Annotated in this window: 18 protein-coding genes; 13 read left to right on the top strand and 5 right to left on the bottom strand. The window is 73.9% G+C overall.

What is annotated here, in order from left to right:
* Window positions 1-46: 46 nt before the first annotated feature.
* Window positions 47-781, top strand: coding sequence for a YitT family protein (locus ACFQPP_RS02110; RefSeq protein ID WP_376914857.1), 735 nt, complete (start codon window positions 47-49; stop codon window positions 779-781).
* Here ACFQPP_RS02110 and ACFQPP_RS02105 read toward each other — a convergent pair.
* Window positions 778-1,476, bottom strand: coding sequence for a hypothetical protein (locus ACFQPP_RS02105; RefSeq protein ID WP_376914856.1), 699 nt, complete (start codon window positions 1,474-1,476; stop codon window positions 778-780). The genes ACFQPP_RS02110 and ACFQPP_RS02105 overlap by 4 nt on opposite strands.
* Window positions 1,473-2,492: a hypothetical protein gene (locus tag ACFQPP_RS02100; protein ID WP_376914855.1), complete on the bottom strand. Its 1,020-nt coding sequence runs from the start codon at window positions 2,490-2,492 to the stop codon at window positions 1,473-1,475. The genes ACFQPP_RS02105 and ACFQPP_RS02100 overlap by 4 nt, the downstream gene beginning before the upstream one ends.
* 326 nt (window positions 2,493-2,818) lie before the next feature.
* On the opposite strand from ACFQPP_RS02100, the gene ACFQPP_RS02095 reads away from it, so the two are divergent.
* From ACFQPP_RS02095 to ACFQPP_RS02080, 4 genes are all read left to right on the top strand, one after another.
* Window positions 2,819-3,103, top strand: a complete 285-nt coding sequence (locus ACFQPP_RS02095; protein WP_092503791.1) for an HU family DNA-binding protein — start codon at window positions 2,819-2,821, stop codon at window positions 3,101-3,103.
* Window positions 3,104-3,390: 287 nt separating this feature from the next.
* The gene (locus ACFQPP_RS02090; protein ID WP_376914854.1) at window positions 3,391-5,319 is read left to right on the top strand and encodes a cytochrome c oxidase assembly protein; all 1,929 of its coding nucleotides are present in this window, start codon (window positions 3,391-3,393) and stop codon (window positions 5,317-5,319) included.
* Window positions 5,316-6,092 (top strand): histidine phosphatase family protein, encoded by a 777-nt coding sequence (locus ACFQPP_RS02085; RefSeq protein WP_376914853.1) that lies wholly within the window; start codon window positions 5,316-5,318, stop codon window positions 6,090-6,092. The genes ACFQPP_RS02090 and ACFQPP_RS02085 overlap by 4 nt, the downstream gene beginning before the upstream one ends.
* Window positions 6,093-6,319: 227 nt before the next feature.
* Entirely contained in the window at window positions 6,320-6,952 is a 633-nt protein-coding gene (locus ACFQPP_RS02080) for a TetR/AcrR family transcriptional regulator (protein WP_376914852.1), read from the top strand.
* Between the two features lie 6 nt (window positions 6,953-6,958).
* On the opposite strand, the gene ACFQPP_RS02075 is transcribed toward ACFQPP_RS02080, so the two are convergent.
* Window positions 6,959-7,771: a class II glutamine amidotransferase gene (locus tag ACFQPP_RS02075; RefSeq protein ID WP_376914851.1), complete on the bottom strand. Its 813-nt coding sequence runs from the start codon at window positions 7,769-7,771 to the stop codon at window positions 6,959-6,961.
* A gap of 350 nt (window positions 7,772-8,121) precedes the next feature.
* Here ACFQPP_RS02075 and ACFQPP_RS02070 point away from each other — a divergent pair, with 350 nt between their 5' ends.
* Window positions 8,122-9,429 carry an ATP-dependent RecD-like DNA helicase gene (locus ACFQPP_RS02070; RefSeq protein WP_376914850.1) on the top strand — a complete coding sequence of 436 codons (1,308 nt, stop codon included), beginning with the start codon at window positions 8,122-8,124 and terminating at the stop codon, window positions 9,427-9,429.
* Window positions 9,430-9,492: 63 nt separating this feature from the next.
* Here ACFQPP_RS02070 and ACFQPP_RS02065 read toward each other — a convergent pair whose 3' ends face one another.
* Both ACFQPP_RS02065 and ACFQPP_RS02060 read right to left on the bottom strand, forming a co-directional pair.
* Complete coding sequence (locus ACFQPP_RS02065) at window positions 9,493-10,068, bottom strand: hypothetical protein (RefSeq protein ID WP_376914849.1); 576 nt, start codon at window positions 10,066-10,068, stop codon at window positions 9,493-9,495.
* Window positions 10,065-10,394, bottom strand: a complete 330-nt coding sequence (locus tag ACFQPP_RS02060; protein WP_376914848.1) for a hypothetical protein — start codon at window positions 10,392-10,394, stop codon at window positions 10,065-10,067. Before ACFQPP_RS02060 ends, ACFQPP_RS02065 begins: the two co-directional genes overlap by 4 nt.
* 310 nt (window positions 10,395-10,704) lie before the next feature.
* Between ACFQPP_RS02060 and ACFQPP_RS02055 the strand changes: the two genes are divergently transcribed.
* Genes ACFQPP_RS02055 through ACFQPP_RS02025 form a run of 7 tightly spaced genes read left to right on the top strand, consistent with a single transcriptional unit; the run spans window position 10,705 to window position 17,058 of the window.
* Entirely contained in the window at window positions 10,705-12,441 is a 1,737-nt protein-coding gene (locus ACFQPP_RS02055; protein WP_376914847.1) for a DUF2867 domain-containing protein, read from the top strand.
* Window positions 12,442-12,450: 9 nt separating this feature from the next.
* The gene (idi, locus tag ACFQPP_RS02050; RefSeq protein WP_376914846.1) at window positions 12,451-13,014 is read left to right on the top strand and encodes an isopentenyl-diphosphate Delta-isomerase; all 564 of its coding nucleotides are present in this window, start codon (window positions 12,451-12,453) and stop codon (window positions 13,012-13,014) included.
* Window positions 13,015-13,048: 34 nt separating this feature from the next.
* A complete protein-coding gene (locus ACFQPP_RS02045; protein ID WP_376914845.1) occupies window positions 13,049-13,912 on the top strand; it encodes a phytoene/squalene synthase family protein in 864 nt (287 codons plus the stop codon).
* The gene (gene crtI, locus ACFQPP_RS02040; protein WP_376914844.1) at window positions 13,912-15,516 is read left to right on the top strand and encodes a phytoene desaturase family protein; all 1,605 of its coding nucleotides are present in this window, start codon (window positions 13,912-13,914) and stop codon (window positions 15,514-15,516) included. The genes ACFQPP_RS02045 and crtI overlap by 1 nt, the downstream gene beginning before the upstream one ends.
* Window positions 15,513-15,863 carry a lycopene cyclase domain-containing protein gene (locus ACFQPP_RS02035; protein ID WP_376914843.1) on the top strand — a complete coding sequence of 117 codons (351 nt, stop codon included), beginning with the start codon at window positions 15,513-15,515 and terminating at the stop codon, window positions 15,861-15,863. The genes crtI and ACFQPP_RS02035 overlap by 4 nt, the downstream gene beginning before the upstream one ends.
* A complete protein-coding gene (locus tag ACFQPP_RS02030; protein WP_376914842.1) occupies window positions 15,860-16,204 on the top strand; it encodes a lycopene cyclase domain-containing protein in 345 nt (114 codons plus the stop codon). Before ACFQPP_RS02035 ends, ACFQPP_RS02030 begins: the two co-directional genes overlap by 4 nt.
* Window positions 16,201-17,058 carry a prenyltransferase gene (locus tag ACFQPP_RS02025; protein ID WP_376914841.1) on the top strand — a complete coding sequence of 286 codons (858 nt, stop codon included), beginning with the start codon at window positions 16,201-16,203 and terminating at the stop codon, window positions 17,056-17,058. The genes ACFQPP_RS02030 and ACFQPP_RS02025 overlap by 4 nt, the downstream gene beginning before the upstream one ends.
* The last annotated feature ends 18 nt before the right edge of the window (window positions 17,059-17,076 follow it).

The raw sequence follows: 17,076 nt of genomic DNA, 5'->3' as shown, positions 1-17,076 counted from the left end.
CGGTGGCTCGCGCATCCCGGGCCACTCGCCACGCATGCTGGCATGCATGACCCAGCCGGCAGCATCCGCACGTCGTCGCCTCGCCATGCCGGCGTGGATGACGCGCATGGTGCTGCCCGTCGAGGCGGTGTCGCGACGCGACCTCGGCCGTCGTCTCGTGCAGCTCGTCGTGGGGCTGTGGCTCTACGGCGTGGGCATCGCGCTCATGGTGCGTGCCGAGATCGGCGTCTCGCCGTGGGACGTGCTGACGCTCGGCATCCAGTCGCGGACGGGCCTCGGCTTCGGGCTCATCATCGTGCTCACGTCGGCGGCCGTGCTGCTGCTGTGGATCCCGCTGCGGCAGCGCGTGGGCGTCGGCACCCTCGTGAACGGCCTGCTCGTCGGGCCGTTCGCCGAGCTGACGCTCGCGATCGTGCCGCCCGTGCCCACGGCCGACCCTGCGACGTGGTGGTTCCGCGTGCCGCTCTTCCTGCTCGGCCTCGTCACGCTCGCGGCGGCGACGGGCATGTACATCACGGCGCGCTTCGGCCCCGGCCCGCGCGACGGGCTCATGACGGGCGTGGTGCGCGTGACGCGGTGGCCCATCTGGGTTGCCCGCACGCTCATCGAGGGCTCGGTGCTCGTGCTGGGCCTGCTGCTGGGCGGGCCGCTCGGCATCGGCGCCGTCATCTTCGCCTTCGGCGTGGGACCGCTCGTCGGCTGGCTCCTCCCGTGGTTCGAGCGTCGGCGCAGCGCCGCGGAGGCGCGCGAGGCCGAGCGCGTGGGGGCGCTGCGGCGCTAGGGCAGCTCGACCTCGAGGACGCGCAGCGACTCGTCCCAGCGCGGCTCGATCAGCACGCCGATCGGCACCTCGAGCGGCTGCGCGACGGCATCGGCGGGCACGTCGGCGGCGAACGCCGTCGCCTCGTGCTCGTAGAGCGCCGGGTAGCCCCACACGGGCTGATACGCGTTGCGGCTGTCGGTCTCGAACGCGACGCCGCCGAACGACGACTCGGTGATCGCGTCGTCGACGAACGACTCCGCCTGCACGACGAGCGCATCGGTCACGATCCAGTCGTCGACGTCGCCGGCATCGTCGCCGATGCGCGTGACCTCCACGGAGTCGGCGCCCGCGATGCCGTCGACCGCGTACGACACCGTGAACCAGACGACGTCGGTCGTGTCGCCTGGCTCGTCCTCGTCGAGGCGCGTGAAGTCGGTGCCGTCGTAGGCGATCCAGGCGTCCTCGATGCCCGCGATCGCCTCCGGCAGCGCGGCCGTGACGTCGACGGGCGGCGTGCGGCCCGTTGGCGCGACGAGCGCCTCGGGCGACGTCATGGCCGTGGCCGTGTCGAGGTCGAGCGCGCCGATCGCATCGACGTACGCCTGGACGGCGCCGCGCGCCCCCTCGACGACGGGATCGGACTCGACGGACGTGGCCCCGCATCCCGCGAGCAGGAGCGCCGACGCGACGGCGGGGACCGCGAGGCGCCTCATGCGACGTCCATCGTGAGCTCGACGTCGGTGGACGACAGGTACGGTCGCCACGACTGGTTGTCGATCGACCACGGCGCCGTGCCCGAGAACGTCAGGGTGAACGGGCCGTCGGCGCCCTGCACGAGCAGCTCGCCGCCCTCGAGCGTGAGGGTCGCGCCGTCGCCGAGCGTCACGACGGGCGCCGCCGTCAGCTGCGCCTGCCACGGGTACGGCACCTCGAGCTCGAGCGCGAGGTCGCCCATCGCGAACGGGCACTCGATGACGTCGAGCGCGCACCGCGCGAACAGGTCGTCCGACGATGCCTGCAGCACGCTCGCGGTCTCGTCGGTCGGGAGCAGCGGCAGGGCGGGCAGGGGCGTCGCTGCGCCCGCCCGCACCGTGAGCGACCCGACCTCCGATGCGAGGTAGGGATCGCCGCGCAGCTGCACGTCGTAGACGCCGGGGAAGAGGGGCACGGCCGCGCCGGTGTACGCCGTGTCGAGCTCGAGATGCGTGTCGCCGACGAAGACGTCGGGGCCGAGGCCGGCGAGCCCCGTCGCAGCCATCTGCGCCTCGCCCATGAGCGGAGCGACGACGCGCCAGCTGCTCTCGAGCCCGCGCGGCGCATCCTCGAGGGGTGCGACGACGACGGTGCCGGTGTGCTCCTCGCCCGCGAGCGCGTAGCGCACGGGCACCTGCACGGCCTCCCAGGCCACGACGTCCGAGCCCACCGCGTCCGCCGTCGTCGACTCGGCCTCGCTCGCCTCGCCCACCTCGAGCACCTCGATGCGCTCGGTCGCCTCGAGCAGCAGCTGCCCGGCCGTCCTGCCGACGACGGGCTCGGCGGCCGAGAGCGACCACAGCGTCTCGAGGTCGTCGGCATCGGCAGTCGCCACGAGGTCGGCGTAGCGCTCGGCGAGCGCCGCGGCGCCGGAGACGTCCGGCGCGCATGCGACGAGCGTCGCCGTGGACGCGGCGGAGACGGCGATCGCCGCGACGATGCTCGAGCGTCGTCGTCGGCGGGTGCGGATGGGCATGGGGCGACGGTAGCGCCGTGGACGCCGCCGAAGATGGGCCTCGGCTGCATGCGGGGTGCGAGCGGGCGGCCTCCTCGCCGTCGCGCGCACCCGGAGCAGCACCCCGGCCGCGACGGCTCGCGAGATGCATGCGAGGGCCGATTCGGCCCGGATTGCCACGAATCGACCCTGAATCCCGCGGAATCACGCGGGATCCTCGGCGTGTCGGCCCTGCCTGCGCGGCCGCGACGTGTCGCGCGGGTACCGTGGCGATGCGGAACGGGGCTCGCCCCGCAGCCGCCGTGCACGACCCGCCTGGCGGGGAAGAACGAGTCCAGGAGGACACCATGGCAGAGACCATCAACAAGACGACCCTCGTCGCGAAGATCGCAGCGTCGACCGACGCCAGCCAGGCCACCGTCGGTGCTGTGCTCGACGCGCTGTTCGCCGAGATCTCGGGCGCCGTCGCCAAGGGCGACAAGGTGTCGATCCCCGGCTTCCTCACCGCCGAGCGCACCGCGACCGCTGCCCGCACGGGCCGCAACCCGCAGACGGGCGCCGAGATCAAGATCGCCGCTGGCCACCGCGTCAAGCTCACGGCCGGCTCGAAGCTCAAGGCTGCCGTCAAGTAGTCACCGCTTCAGCGCGCGAAGGGCCCCGGCGTCACGCCGGGGCCCTTCGTCGTCCCGCCCTCGGGCGACGGCATCCCCCTCCATCCCCTCCTGCCCCCTCCCGCATCCCGCGCACCGCCCTCTTCCCTCGGTCGACTGGGCAGTAGATGCTGCGGGAGGGCCCGTCTCGCAGCATCTTCTGCCCACTCGGAGGACAGGAAGTGCCCAGTGCGGGCGACCGGGGGTGGATGCGCGGGCGCGTGCGGTGCGCAGTCGGCGCTCATAGGTGGCGCCGATACCCTGGTGCGGTGGCACGTGCGCGACTGATCGGTCCCGGTGCCGTCGTCGCCGCAGCCCTGATCGCCGTCATCGTGGCGCTCGAGCTCGGCGGGGGAGCGGCGCCGCTCTCCGTCGGCGACCCCGGAGCCGGCGTCCGCTGGGGCACGCCCATCGCGCGCACCCTGCAGGACATCGCCACGGCGACGCTCATCGGCGGCCTCGTGCTCGCATGCTTCGCCCTGCAGCCGGGGTCGAAGGCGTGGGATCGCGCGGTCGACGTGTGCGCGGCCGCCGCGGGCGTCGCGACCGCCGCATCGGCCGCCGTCGCCTTCCTCGCCTTCCGCACGCTCTACACCGACCCGCTCTCGGTCGACGAGCAGTTCACGAACGGCTTCCTCTACTTCTTCACCGGCATCGAGCGCGGCCAGTACCTGGGCCTCGCGACGCTCGCGTTCGCGGTCGTGACGACGCTGCTCGTCGTCGTGCGCTCGGCCGCGGGCATCGCGTGGGTGACCGCGGCATCCGTCGCGCCGCTCGTGCTGCTCGCCGCCGCCGGGCACGCGGGCACCGCCGAGAACCACACCCTCGCCACGAGCTCGCTCTGGCTGCACCTCGTCTTCGTGAGCATCTGGGTCGGCGGCCTCATCCACCTCGCGGTGCTGCGCCTCGACCGCAGCCCGAGCCTCGGCGATGCCATGCGCCGCTACTCGAGCCTCGCGCTCGTCAGCTTCGCCGTCGTCGGCTTCTCGGGCGTCGCGAGCGCGTGGGTGCGCACGGGATGGGATGGGCTCGCGACGCCGTACGGCTCGCTCGTCATCGCGAAGACCGTGCTGCTCGTCGTGCTCGGCGGGTTCGGCGCGTGGCAGCGCACGCGGCTCATCCCGCGCGCGATCGAGACGGGCCGCACGCGCTGGTTCCTCGTCGCCGAGCTCGCGTTCATGGGCGTCGCGATGGGCGTCGCGAACGGCCTGGCGCAGACGCCGACGCCCGTCGCCGAGACCCTCGTCGACTCGAGCCCCGCCACGATCCTCACGTCGTCGCCGCTGCCGCCGACGTTCGAGGCGTCGCGTCTGCTCACCGAGTGGTCGCTCGACCCGCTGTGGACGGTGGTGTGCGCGCTGCTGGCATGGTTCTACGTGGCCGGCGTCGTGCGCCTGCATCGCCGCGGCGATCGCTGGCCCGCGCTGCGCACCGCGTCGTGGCTCGCGGGGCTCGGCCTGCTGTGGTGGGTCACGTCGGGAGCGCTCGCGGTCTACGAGCACTACCAGTTCTCGTTCCACATGGCCGGGCACATGCTCCTCGGCATGGCCGTGCCGCTGCTGCTCGTGCCCGGGGCTCCCGTGACGCTCGGCATGCGCGCGATCGCGAGGCGCACGGATGGCACGCGCGGCGGGCGCGAGTGGCTGCTCGCCATCGTGCACTCGCGCTACATGCACGTGCTGGGGCATCCGATCGTCGCGACCGGCATCTTCGTCGTCAGCCTGTGGATCTTCTACTTCTCGCCGCTGTTCCGCTGGGCGATGGAGAACCATCTCGGCCACGTGTGGATGGTCGTGCACTTCGTCGGGTCGGGCTACCTCTTCGTGCAGGCGCTCATCGGCATCGACCCGTCGCCGCACCGCACGCCCTTCCCCATGCGCCTCGTCATGCTGCTCGCGGCGATGGCCGCCCACGCGTTCTTCGGCGTCACGATCATGACGAACGAGGGCCTGCTGCTCGCCGACTGGTTCGGCGCGATGGGCAACGGCGTCGACGCGCTCGAGGATCAGCGCGTCGGCGGCGGCATCGCATGGTCGATCGGCGAGTTCCCCACGCTGATCCTGGCGCTCGTGACCTGCATCATGTGGGCGCGCACCGACGGCCGCGAGCAGCGCCGCATCGACCGCAAGGCCGATCGCGATGGGGATGCCGACCTGCAGGAGTACAACGCGATGCTCGAGAGGATGTCCAAGCGATGACGGATGCGACCACGACCGAGGAGGCCACGTCGGGCGGGCAGCGCCTGCCGGACGAGCTCGGGGCCCTCGCCGACGGCGTCGGCCTCACGCTGCACATCGTGCGGCATGCCGAGACCGAGTACAACGTGGCGCACGTCATGCAGGGGTGGTCGAACTCGCCCATCACCGAGCTGGGTCGGCGGCAGATCGCGGCGGCGGGCGCAGCCCTCGCCGGGGTGTCGTTCGACGCCGCGTTCTCGAGCGACCTCGAGCGCACGCGCCTGACCGCCGAGGGCATCCTCGCCGCGCATCCCTCGCCGCCGTCGCTGCAGCTGCGCGAGTCGCTCCGCGAGTGGAACTTCGGCGGCAACGAGGAGCAGCCGTCGGCCGTCGTCTGGGGCAGGCTGTTCGAGCAGCACGGCCTCGAGGTCGACCGCGAGCTCTCGGCGATGCGCGTGCTCGCCGAGCGCATGACATGGAGCGACATCTTCGACGGCATCGCCGACCTCGACGACACGGGGCAGAGCGAGAAGGCCGCCGAGACGGTCGTGCGCGCCGACCTGGCGCTCGCCGACGTCATCCGCTCGACGACGGCGGATGCCGAGCCCGGCGACGAGCGCACGGTGCTCGTCGTGAGCCACGGCGGGTTCATCACGACGCTGCTGCGGCAGCTGACGCCCGAGATGACGCCGAACACGATCCTGCCGAACTGCTCGATCTCGACGGTGCGACTGCGCGGCACGACGTGGACGCTCGAGGGCGTGGGCGAGCGCCCGGAGGCCTTCGCGGCCTGAGGCCGTGGGGCTGCCTGCCGTGACGCGCTCGCGGCACGGCCCGGCACGGGTGCGCCGGTGGGCCGGAGAGGGCGATCGAAGCCGTCGGCCGCACGTGCCCTGGGAGTCTCGCGCACGCTGCTCCCAGGCTGCGCCGACTAGGGTCGGACAGGCCCAAAAGCGCGACATGATGTCCAACCAACGCCCGGGAGGTCGCGGAGGCGCCCCTGCAGCACGAGAGGAGCCCCGTGAGCCCTGACCGCTCGCCGTTGCGCAAGGCGCCCGTGCAGCGCCGCGCGGCCGACCGCGTCGACGAGCTGCTCGACGCGGCAGCCGCCGTCGTCGACGAGGTCGGCACCGAGCTGCTCACGACCACGCTCGTCGCCGAGCGCGCAGGCGCGGGCGTCGGCACGGTCTACCGCTACTTCCCCGACCGGCTCGCGATCCTGCAGGGCATCGCCGAGCGCAACCGGCACCTGCTGGTCGCCCGCCTCGAGCGCACGATCGCGACGCCGCGCGACGACGTGGAGGACGAGCTCGAGGCCCTCTTCGACGCCTACGTCGACGTCTACCGCACGGTGCCCGCCTACCGGGGCGTGCGCACCGGCGAGCTCCTGCCGACGCCGCAGCAGGCGCACGGCGTCGTCGTCGACGCGCTCGTGGATGCGGCGCTCGCCGTGCTCGGCCCGAGGCACGGCATCTCGACGGGCGGCGCGACCCGCGAGGCGTTCGTCGACAGCTTCCACGTCGTCGACGCACTGGTCGCCGCCGCGTTCCTCGACGAGGCCGACGGCGATCCGCGAGCGCTGCGCCTCGCCTACGACGTCGGGCGCGCCACGGTGCACCGACTCGTGCGCCGCGAGACCGCCCAGCTCGCCTGAGCGGCGTCAGGCTGCGACGCGCTGCGCGCTCGGCAGGTCGACGACCGTCAGCTCGAGCGAGCGCAGGTCGACGTGCGCGGCCGTGTGCTGGCCCATGCGCTGCCAGCCCTCGGCGGGCAGGCCGCTCGACGTGAACGCGACCGCGCCATCCGCCTCGCGCCGCCACGACAGCTGGTAGTAGTGGTCGACGTGATCGCGCGGCAGGTCGGGGCCGAGCCCCGACGACTCGAAGAGGTCGAGCGGCACGGGCGCACCCTCGTTGGCGTGCACGGCCACGAGCTCGTCGGCCGACAGCACGAGGAGGTTGATGGCCGACGTCGGGAAGCGCTCGCGCAGCCGCGCGACCGTCGACGTCGTCGCCTCGAGCAGCGGCACGCCGCGTGCGACCTCGCGCAGCACGAGCGCCGCGATGATCGCGGAGTCGGTCGAGCCGCCGAGGCGCTCGACCTCCTCGGGGCGCACCATGGCGCGCAGCTCGTGCACGGGGTGGATGGATCCGTTGTGCGCGAACGCGATGCCGTCTGCGACGAACGGATGCGTGTTGCGGAGCACGTTGCCCATGCCCTCGGTCGCGAGGCGCAGGTGCGCGATGCGGGCGACGGCCGGGTCGTCGGCGATCGCGCCGGCGAGCTCGGCGCTCTCGGAGCCGTCGCTCGGGTCGCGGTGGCGCCGCACGGCGCCCGCCTCGTCGACCCAGGCGGTGCCCCAGCCGTCGGCGTGCAGCCGACCCATCCGCTGCCACTCCCGCGCATCGGCGCCACCGAGCACGGCAGCGGCCGTCGTCGCACGGGGAGCGGCGTAGCCGAGCAGTCGGCACATGCGCATCCCCCTTCGTCGTCCCTCCATCCTCTCGTGCTCGCGCGGCGCCCGCGTCACGCGAGCGTCATGGGGCGCAACAGACGCGGGTCGCAGGCCGCGAGACGCGCTCGGGAGCCTGCGAGGCGCAGACGGGAGCGCTCGCGGGACGCGGATGCGCGGGTGCTCGGGCGAGCGGATGCGCGGATGCACGGATGCGCGGATGCGCGGATGGGCGGATGCACGGGCGCGCGGATGCGGCGCGGCGCGCGCGAGCGGGCGGCGCGTCCTCCACGGACGCGTGGGGCGCGCATCCGTCCACCGCGCGCGAGCCGCTCGGCCGGGTGGGCGGCACGCGCGCGTACCCTGGAGGGATGGGGGTGTCGCTGACCGCTGAGCAGCAGGCGGTGTTCGAGCGCATCGAGCTCACGCGCGATCACCTCTTCATCACCGGCCGCGCCGGCACGGGCAAGTCGACGCTGCTGCAGCACCTCGCGTGGCAGACGTCGAAGGCGCTCGCGATCTGCGCGCCGACGGGCGTCGCGGCGCTCAACGTCGGCGGGCAGACCATCCACTCGCTCTTCCGACTGCCGCTCGGCCTCCTGGGCGACGCCGCGATCGACCAGACGCAGGAGACCCGCAAGCTGCTGAACTCGATCGAGACCCTCGTGATCGACGAGGTCTCGATGGTGAACGCCGACCTCATGGACGGCATCGACCGATCGCTGCGGCAGGCGCGGCAGCGCCCGGCTGAGGCGTTCGGCGGCGTGCAGATCGTCATGTTCGGCGACCCGTACCAGCTCGCGCCCGTGCCGGGCGATGCGGACGAGCGCGCCTACGTCGCCGACCACTACCGGTCGATGTGGTTCTTCGACGCGCGGGTGTGGCTCGAGGCCGAGCTGCACACGGTCGAGCTCGTCGAGATCCACCGGCAGGCCGACCTCGACTTCAAGGTCGCGCTCAACGCCGTGCGTCACGGCACGGTGACGGCCGACATCGCGCAGCTGCTGAACGACGCGGGCGCGCGCACGCCGCCGGAGGACGACATCCTCACCCTCGCCACGCGCAACGACATGGTGCAGCGCACGAACGCGCGCGAGCTCGCGCGGCTGACGGGATCGGTGCGCAAGGCCGTCGCCGAGGTCTCCGGCGACTTCGGCCCGCGTGCGCTGCCCGCCGACGAGGTGCTCGAGCTGAAGGAGGGCGCCCAGGTCATGTTCCTGCGCAACGACGCGCAGCAGCGGTGGGTGAACGGATCCATCGGCCGCGTCGTCGACATCGGCTCGACGGTGTGGGTGGAGGTCGACGGCGAGGATCACGAGGTCGAGCCGGCGGTGTGGGAGCGGTACCGCTACCAGTACTCGCCGGCGACGAAGGAGCTGCGACGCGACGTCGTCGCCGAGTTCACGCAGTTCCCGCTGCGGCTCGCGTGGGCCGTGACGATCCACAAGTCGCAGGGATCGACCTTCGACCAGGCGATCGTCGACCTCGGCACGCGGGCCTTCAGCCCCGGCCAGACGTACGTCGCGCTCTCGCGGCTCACGAGCCTCGACGGCCTGTACCTGTCGCGGCCGCTGCGACCGAGCGACATCATCGTCGACCAGCGGGTGCGCGAGTACATTTCCGAGGTGCGCACGAGGGCGCAGGAGGCTGCGGCCACGGCGGTGGGGCGCAGCGGGTAGCGGGCGCCCGGTCGGTCCGGCCGCGGCGACCGCGCTGCTGCCGCGCGAGCGCGCTGCTGCGCGTCAGATCGCGCGGCGGCCCCGCGGCGACGCCACGGCCCCTCGCCGGCGAGCGATGGCGCGGACGCGGCGACGCTGCTCCGCATCGTCCTGCGGCCGTTCGCGCCCCTGCGTCAGGATCGCGCATGCGGTGGCCGACACGGGCGGCAGGTCGGTGAGGTCGTAGCGGGCGTCGAGGGCGACGTGCGCGAGCTCGACCCGCGCGAGCAGCGCCTCGAGGTCGTCGCGCACGTCGCACCGCTCGTCCGACGCGGCATCGGAGAGGCGGCGGGCGGCGGCCTCGACCCTCGGGCCCCTCGCGGCGACGGCGTCCGCGAGCGCACCGCCGTCGCCGCACGCGAGTCGCGAGGCGTCGCGCGGGTCGGCGGGTGCGCGCCCGGCACGGCGCCGGTGCAGCGCGGCGACCGTGCGGTCCACGTGACCGAGGAGCGCCTGCACGGCCTCGCGCCGCGTCGTGCCGATGATGCGGGAGGGCTGGGCGAGGTCGTCGCTCCCGAACGTGCCGAGCGTGCGTGCCAGGCGGTCGAGGGCGCTGGCGATCGCCTCGGCGACCTCGTGCGCATCCGGGTGCGGCGTCATCCGTGCACCGCCTCGGTCGCGCCGAGCGCGCGGGTCGCGCCGAGCTCGAGTCCGCCGGGCCAGGCGACGTGCTGCAGCATCGCGTCGAGGCGGGCGCGGTCGAGCGCGACGTCGCCCGGGTCGTCGAAGCGGAGGCGCACGTCGCTCGTCGCGTCGATCCACGCGGAGCCGGGGGTGCCGCAGGCGAGCTGCCAGCGCAGGAGGGTGGGCTCGCCGCCGCGCAGTCGGGTGACGAGCACGAGCGCGACGTGCAGCAGCGTCGCGTCGTCGAGCTCGAGCTCGAGCGGGTGCGGACGCGCGGTCGCACCGAGGTGCAGCGTGGCCATGCCTGACGACCTCCTGGGCGGCGAGGTGTGCGAAGGGTGGTGCGAGCGGGCGGCGATCGACGCGTCGGCCGGTCATCGGGCCACGGTGGATCGTCGGATACACACGCTAGCGGAGGTTTTCTCATCTGCTTTGGGAGCCGAAGCATCGTGCAGGCGGGATGGGCCCGCTCTCGACCCCGTGTCGCACCGCTCGACGCCCGGCGGACGCGGGCTCGGGCGTGCTCGAGCGCCGCATGCACCGAACCCGGTCGCTTGTAAAGCCCCGAGGCGCGTCGGGCGCGCGCGGCCGCGGCTGCGTAGCGTCGATCGCATGCCGAAGCACGCAGCCCAGCAGCCTGCCGACGACGCCGAGGGCGCGGAGGAGGTCGAGGCGCGCGAGCCCGCGCAGGTGGACGCCGCGGATCCCGAGCCCGCGCAGGTGGACGCCGCGGATCCCGAGCCCGCCCAGGCGGACGCCGCGGATCCCGAGCCCACCCCGCGCCGCACGCCCTCGGAGGCCACCGCGCGCGCCGCCGCGCTCGGGGACGACGCATCCCTGCCCGCCGACCTCCGCGAGACGCCGCGCACCGAGCATCCGCGCCGCATCCTCGTGCTCGGCGCCACCGGGTACGTCGGCGGGCGCCTCGCCCCGCGCCTCGCTGCGCGCGGGCATCACGTGCGCGCCCTCGCGCGCACGCCCGAGCGGCTCGCGGAGGTGCCGTGGTCGCACGACGTCGACGTCGTGCGCGGCGACCTCGCAGACGCCGCATCCGTGCGCTCGGCGATGGAGGGCATCGAGGTCGTCTACCACCTCGTGCACTCGATGTCGGCGGGTGGCGACTTCGAGCGCGAGGAGCTCGTCGAGGCGCGCAACGTGGCTGCCGCGGCGAAGGATGCGGGCGTGCGGCGCATCGTCTACCTCGGCGGGCTGCATCCCGACGGCGAGCTCTCGCAGCATCTGCGCTCGCGCGTCGCCGTCGGCGAGGCGCTGCTGGGCTCGGGCGTGCCGACGATCGTGCTGCAGGCGGGCATCGTCATCGGCTCGGGCTCGGCGTCGTTCGAGATGATCCGGCACCTCACCGAGGTGCTGCCGTACATGCCGGCGCCGCGATGGGTGCGCAACTTCGTGCAGCCCATCGCCATCCGCGACGTGCTGCACTACCTCGCCGAGGCCGCGACCGTCGACGACGGCGTGCACGGCACGTTCGACGTCGGTGGGCCCGACGTGCTGCGCTACGGGCAGATGATGAACGGCTACGCCGTGGAGGCCGGGCTGCCGCAGCGGCCCATCGCGCCGCTGCCGGTGCTGACGCCGTGGCTCGCGTCGCACTGGGTCAACCTCGTCACGCCCGTGCCGCGCTCGATCGCCATGCCGCTCATCGGCTCGCTCGTGCACGACTGCGTCATGCGCGACCACCGCATCGACGACGTCATCCCGCAGCCGGCCGCCGGCCTGCTGCCGTATCGACGCGCGGTCGCCCTGGCGCTCGCACGCGAGGAGGACGGCGAGGTCGAGACGTCATGGCGTGACGCGGCGGGGGACGACGCACCGCCGTCGGATCCGCTGCCCTCCGACCCCGAGTGGGCGGGCACGCTCGTGCTGCACGACGAGCGCCAGCGCGACTCGAGCGCGCCGACGGACGCCGTCTGGACGGTCATCGAGGGCATCGGCGGCGAGAACGGCTGGTACTCGCTGCCGCCGCTGTGGGCCGTGCGCGGCTGGGCCGACCGGCTCGTCGGCGGGGCCGGCCTCGCCGGGCGGCGCGACCGGCGCCGCATCCGCGTGGGCGAGCAGCTCGACTGGTGGCGCGTCGAGGATCTGCAGCGCGGGCGCTCGCTGCGGCTGCGCGCCGAGATGCGCGTGCCCGGGCGTGCCTGGCTCGAGCTGTCGGTCGAGCCGCACGGCGACGGCAGTCGCTACCGGCAGCGTGCCGTGTTCTTCCCGAAGGGGCTCTCGGGCCGCCTGTACTGGGCCGCGCTCATCCCCTTCCACCACTTCATCTTCCAGGGCATGGCGGAGCGGATCACGGCCGAGGCGGAGCAGCTCGCCGCGGGCCGCTCGCGGTAGCGTAGGGGGATGGAGCAACCGGTCGAGCTCGTGGTGCTGGTCGACGACGAGGGCACGCCGATCGGCAGCCACCCCAAGGCGACGGTGCACACGACCGACACCCCGCTGCACCTCGCATTCTCGTGCCACGTGCGCAACGCCGCAGGCGACGTGCTGGTGTCTCGTCGTTCGCTCGCGAAGCGCACCTGGCCGGGCGTGTGGACGAACGCGTTCTGCGGCCATCCCGCGCCCGACGAGGACATGGAGGAGGCGGTGCGCCGCCGCGCCCGCGACGAGCTGGGGCTCGAGCTCGGGCCGCTCGCGCCCATCCTCCCCGACTTCCGCTACCGCGCCGTCGACGCCGACGGCATCGTCGAGCACGAGGTGTGCCCCGTCTTCGAGGCCGTCGCGCTCGGCGAGCCCACGCCGCATCCCGACGAGGTCTCCGAGGTGGCCTGGGTCGCGCCTGCCGCGCTGCGCGCGGCCGTCGCGGGCGCGCCGTTCGCCTTCAGCCCGTGGCTCGGATGGCAGCTGCAGGAGCTCGAGCAGGCCGAGCGCGACGCGGAGCGCGACCTCGCGGTGGAGCCCGCATGACGCGTCGCACGCCGCGGCCGGCGGGTCGGCGCTGATGGCGGAGGAGACGGGGCTCGAGCTCTACGCGCGCACCGCGCGCCGCTCGGCCGCGCTCGTCATCCGCGACTACTCGACGTCGTTCGGGCTCGCGTCGCGACTGCTGTCGCCGAGCGTGCGCTGGCAGATCGGCGCGATCTACGGCGTCGTGCGCCTCGCCGACGAGGTCGTCGACGGCCCGGCGCACGCTGCGGGCGTGCCGCTCGACGAGCGCAGGCGCATGCTCGACGCGCTCGAGGCCGAGGTCGAGGCGTCGCTCACGCGGCGCTTCTCGACGAACCTGCTCGTGCACGCCTTCCAGGACGCCGCGGCCGTCGCATCCTTCGGGCCCGAGCTCACGCGCCCCTTCTTCGCCTCGATGCGCCGCGACTGCGACCCCGTCGACCTCACCGACGAGGCCGAGCTCGACGAGTACGTCTACGGCTCCGCGGAGGTCGTCGGGCTCATGTGCCTCGCGGCCTTCCTCGCCGACGCACCACCCGTCGGCGAGCAGCGCGAGCGGCTCGACGCGGGCGCTCGCGCGCTCGGCTCCGCCTTCCAGCGCGTGAACTTCGTGCGCGACCTCGCCGCCGACGCCGATGGCCTCGGCCGCCGATACCTTCCGGGGCTCGACCCCGCGCATCCGACCGAGGAGGCGAAGCACGCCGTGCTCGACCGCATCGATGCCGACCTCGCCGCCGCCGAGGCGACGCTGCCCCTGCTGCCGCGCGACGCGCGCCGCGCCGTGGGAGCGGCGCACGGGCTGTTCGCCGCCCTGTCGCGCCGCCTGCGCCAGACGCCCGCCGAGCGGCTGCGCCGCGAGCGCGTGCGCGTGCCGGGTGCCGAGAAGCTGCGCATCCTCGCCGCTGCGGCGGTGCGGTGATGGGCGTCGCGACGCCCGGGCGCGGTGCGCACGCACGTCGGCGCGTCGTCGTCGTGGGCGGCGGCATCGCCGGCCTGCACTCGGCGGCGCTGCTCGCCCGCGACGGCCACGACGTGACGCTGCTCGAGCAGCGCGACGAGCTCGGCGGCCGCATGGGCACGTGGCGGTCGCAGGGCTTCACGTTCGACACCGGCCCGTCGTGGCTGCTCATGGGCTCGGTCTTCGAGCACGCCTTCCGCATGCTCGGCACCACGATGGAGCGCGAGCTCGAGGTCGTGCGGCTCGACCCCGCCTACCGCGTGTGGCACGACGGCGGCGAGCCGATCGAGCTGCGCTCGGATCGAGCCGACGCCGAGGCCGTGTTCGACGGCATCGAGCCCGGCGCGGGAGCGGCGCTCGGCGACTACCTCGACTCGGCCGAGCACATCGCCTCGCTCGCGGTCGACGGCCTGCTGTACAACCGCTTCGACTCGCCCACGTCGTTGCGGGGCACGGGCGTCGTGCGCGAGGCGGGCACGCTGGGGCGGCTGCTGCTCGAGCCGCTGTCGCGGCGCATCGAGCGCACCGTCGCCGACGAGCGCCTGCGGCAGATCCTCGGCTACCCGGCCGTCTTCCTCGGCACGAACCCGTACGCGGCGCCGAGCATGTACCACCTCATGAGCCACTTCGACCTCGTCGACGGCGTCGGCTACCCCGTCGGCGGCTTCGGCACGATCGTGGATGCGTTCGCACGCCTCGCCCGCGCGCACGGCGCGACGATCGAGACGGGCGCGCGCGTCGAGCGCATCCGCGTCGTCGGGGGCACGGCCGTCGGCGTCGAGGTCGACCGCGGGCGCGGCACCGAGGCGATCGACGCCGACGTCGTCGTCGCCGCATCCGACATGCACGCCGTCGAGACGCGTCTGCTGCCCGAGCGCTTCCACGCCCGCGGTGAGCGGCGCTGGCAGAAGGCGACGCCCGGCCCGAGCGCCGTGCTCGTGCTGCTGGGCGTCGAGGGTCGCCTCCCCGAGCTCGCGCACCACTCGCTGCTCTTCACGGGCGACTGGCGCGAGGGGTTCCGGGCGCTCGACGGCACGGTGCCGTGGCCGGGCGGCGACGCCAACATCTACGTGTGCGCGCCGAGCCGCACCGATGCGACGGTCGCGCCGGAGGGCCACGAGAACCTGTTCGTGCTCGTGCCGCTGCCCGCGGACGCCTCGATCGGGCACGGCGGCATCGACGGTGCGGGCGACGCCGCGGTCGAGCGCATCGCCGACGACGCCATCGCCCAGATCGCGACGTGGACGGGTGCGACCGACCTGGCCGACCGCATCCGCGTGCGCCGCACCATCGGGCCCGCCGACTTCGCCGACTGGTTCGACGCGTGGCGCGGCACCGCGCTCGGCCCGGCGCACACGCTGCGCCAGAGCGCGTTCCTGCGCGGCACGACCGCGTATCGGGGCGTCGACGGCCTGCTGACCGCAGGCCAGTCGACGGTGCCGGGCATCGGCATGCCGATGTGCCTCATCTCCGCCGAGCTCGTGCTGAAGCACGTGCGCGGCGACCGCTCGGCGGGGCCGCTGCCCGAGCCGCCGCTCGAGGCCGTGCCCGGGGCGGGCGCGTGACGCTGCTGTCGTTCGCGTACCTGGGGGCGTTGCTGGCATCGATCGCGGGCATGGCGATGGTCGACAGGCGATGGCGCCTCGCGCTGTGGCACGACCCGCGGCGCACGCTCGTCGCCGTCGCGGCATCCACGGCGGTGCTGCTCGTGTGGGATCTCGTCGCCATCGCGGTCGACCTCTTCCGCATCGGCGACAGCGCGGGCATGACGGGCATCGAGCTCGCGCCGCACCTGCCGCTCGAGGAGCCGATCTTCCTCGTCTTCCTCTCGTACGTCGCCGTGGTGCTGTGGCGCGCGGCGATGCACGGGCTCGCGGCCCGCGACCGCGCCGTCGCGGAGCCGGTGGCGTGACGTACCTGCTGCTCATCGCGATCTTCGGCGCGGCGTCGCTCGTGCTGCTGCTCGTCGCGCGCCGCCGCCTCGCCCCGCGCTCGCTGCAGGCGATGCTCGTCGCGTTCGTCGCGCTCGCGGCGCTCACGATCGTGTTCGACTCGCTCATGATCGCCGCCGACCTCTTCTCCTACGGTCCCGGCATCTCGGGCGTCTTCCTGTGGCTCGCGCCCATCGAGGACCTCGCGTACCCGGCCGTGGCGCTGCTCGTCGGCGTCGCGGCGTGGTCGCTCGTGCCGGCGCGTCCGAGGCGCGCGGGGGATGCGGCGACGGAGCGAGCGTCGACGGAGGACGCCGCGTGATCGGTCGCCTGCTCGCCTCGTCGAGGCCGCTGTCGTGGATCAACACGGCCTTCCCGTTCGCCGCCGCGTACGTGCTCGTCACGGGGCGCATCGACGTCGCGCTCGTCGTGGGCACGATCTTCTTCCTCGTGCCGTACAACCTCGCGATGTACGGCATCAACGACGTCTTCGACTACCCGTCAGATCTGCGCAACCCGCGCAAGGGCGGCGTCGAGGGTGCGCTGCTCGCGCCCGAGCTGCACCGGCCGACGCTCGTCGCATCCGCCGTCGTCTGCGCGCCGTTCGTCGTGGTGCTCGTGGCGCTCGGCTCGTGGCCGTCGTGGATCGTGCTCGCGGTGAGCCTCGTCGCCGTGGTCGCCTACTCGGCGCCGCCGCTGCGCACGAAGGAGCGCCCGTTCCTCGACTCGGTCACGTCGTCGACGCACTTCGTGTCGCCGGCCGTGTACGCCCTCGTGCTCGCCGGTGCGACGTGGACGCCGCAGCTCGTGGCGCTGCTCGCCGCGTTCTTCCTCTGGGGCATGGCGAGCCATGCCTTCGGCGCGGTGCAGGACGTCGTGCCCGATCGCGACGCCGGCATCGCGTCGATCGCGACGGCCCTCGGCGCGGCGCGCACGACGCGCCTCGCCCTCGGCATGTGGACGGGTGCGGGCCTGCTCATGCTCGCGAGCGGATGGCCGGGCGTGCTGGCGTCGGTGCTCGCCGTGCCCTACCTCGTCGCCGCATGGCCGTACCGGTCGGTGTCGGATGCCGACTCGGGCCGTGCGAACGGCGGCTGGCGCTGGTTCCTCGGCATCAACTACGCGTGCGGCTTCGTCGTGACGCTGCTCTGCATCCTGCACGCGCTCATGCGCTGAGGCGCGGCACCGCCCGCG

Source organism: Agrococcus sp. GCM10030265 (assembly GCF_042666675.1).
GTDB lineage: Bacteria > Actinomycetota > Actinomycetes > Actinomycetales > Microbacteriaceae > Agrococcus.
Note: the sequence above shows the minus strand (reverse complement) of the source record. Positions and strands in the feature narration are given on the sequence as shown.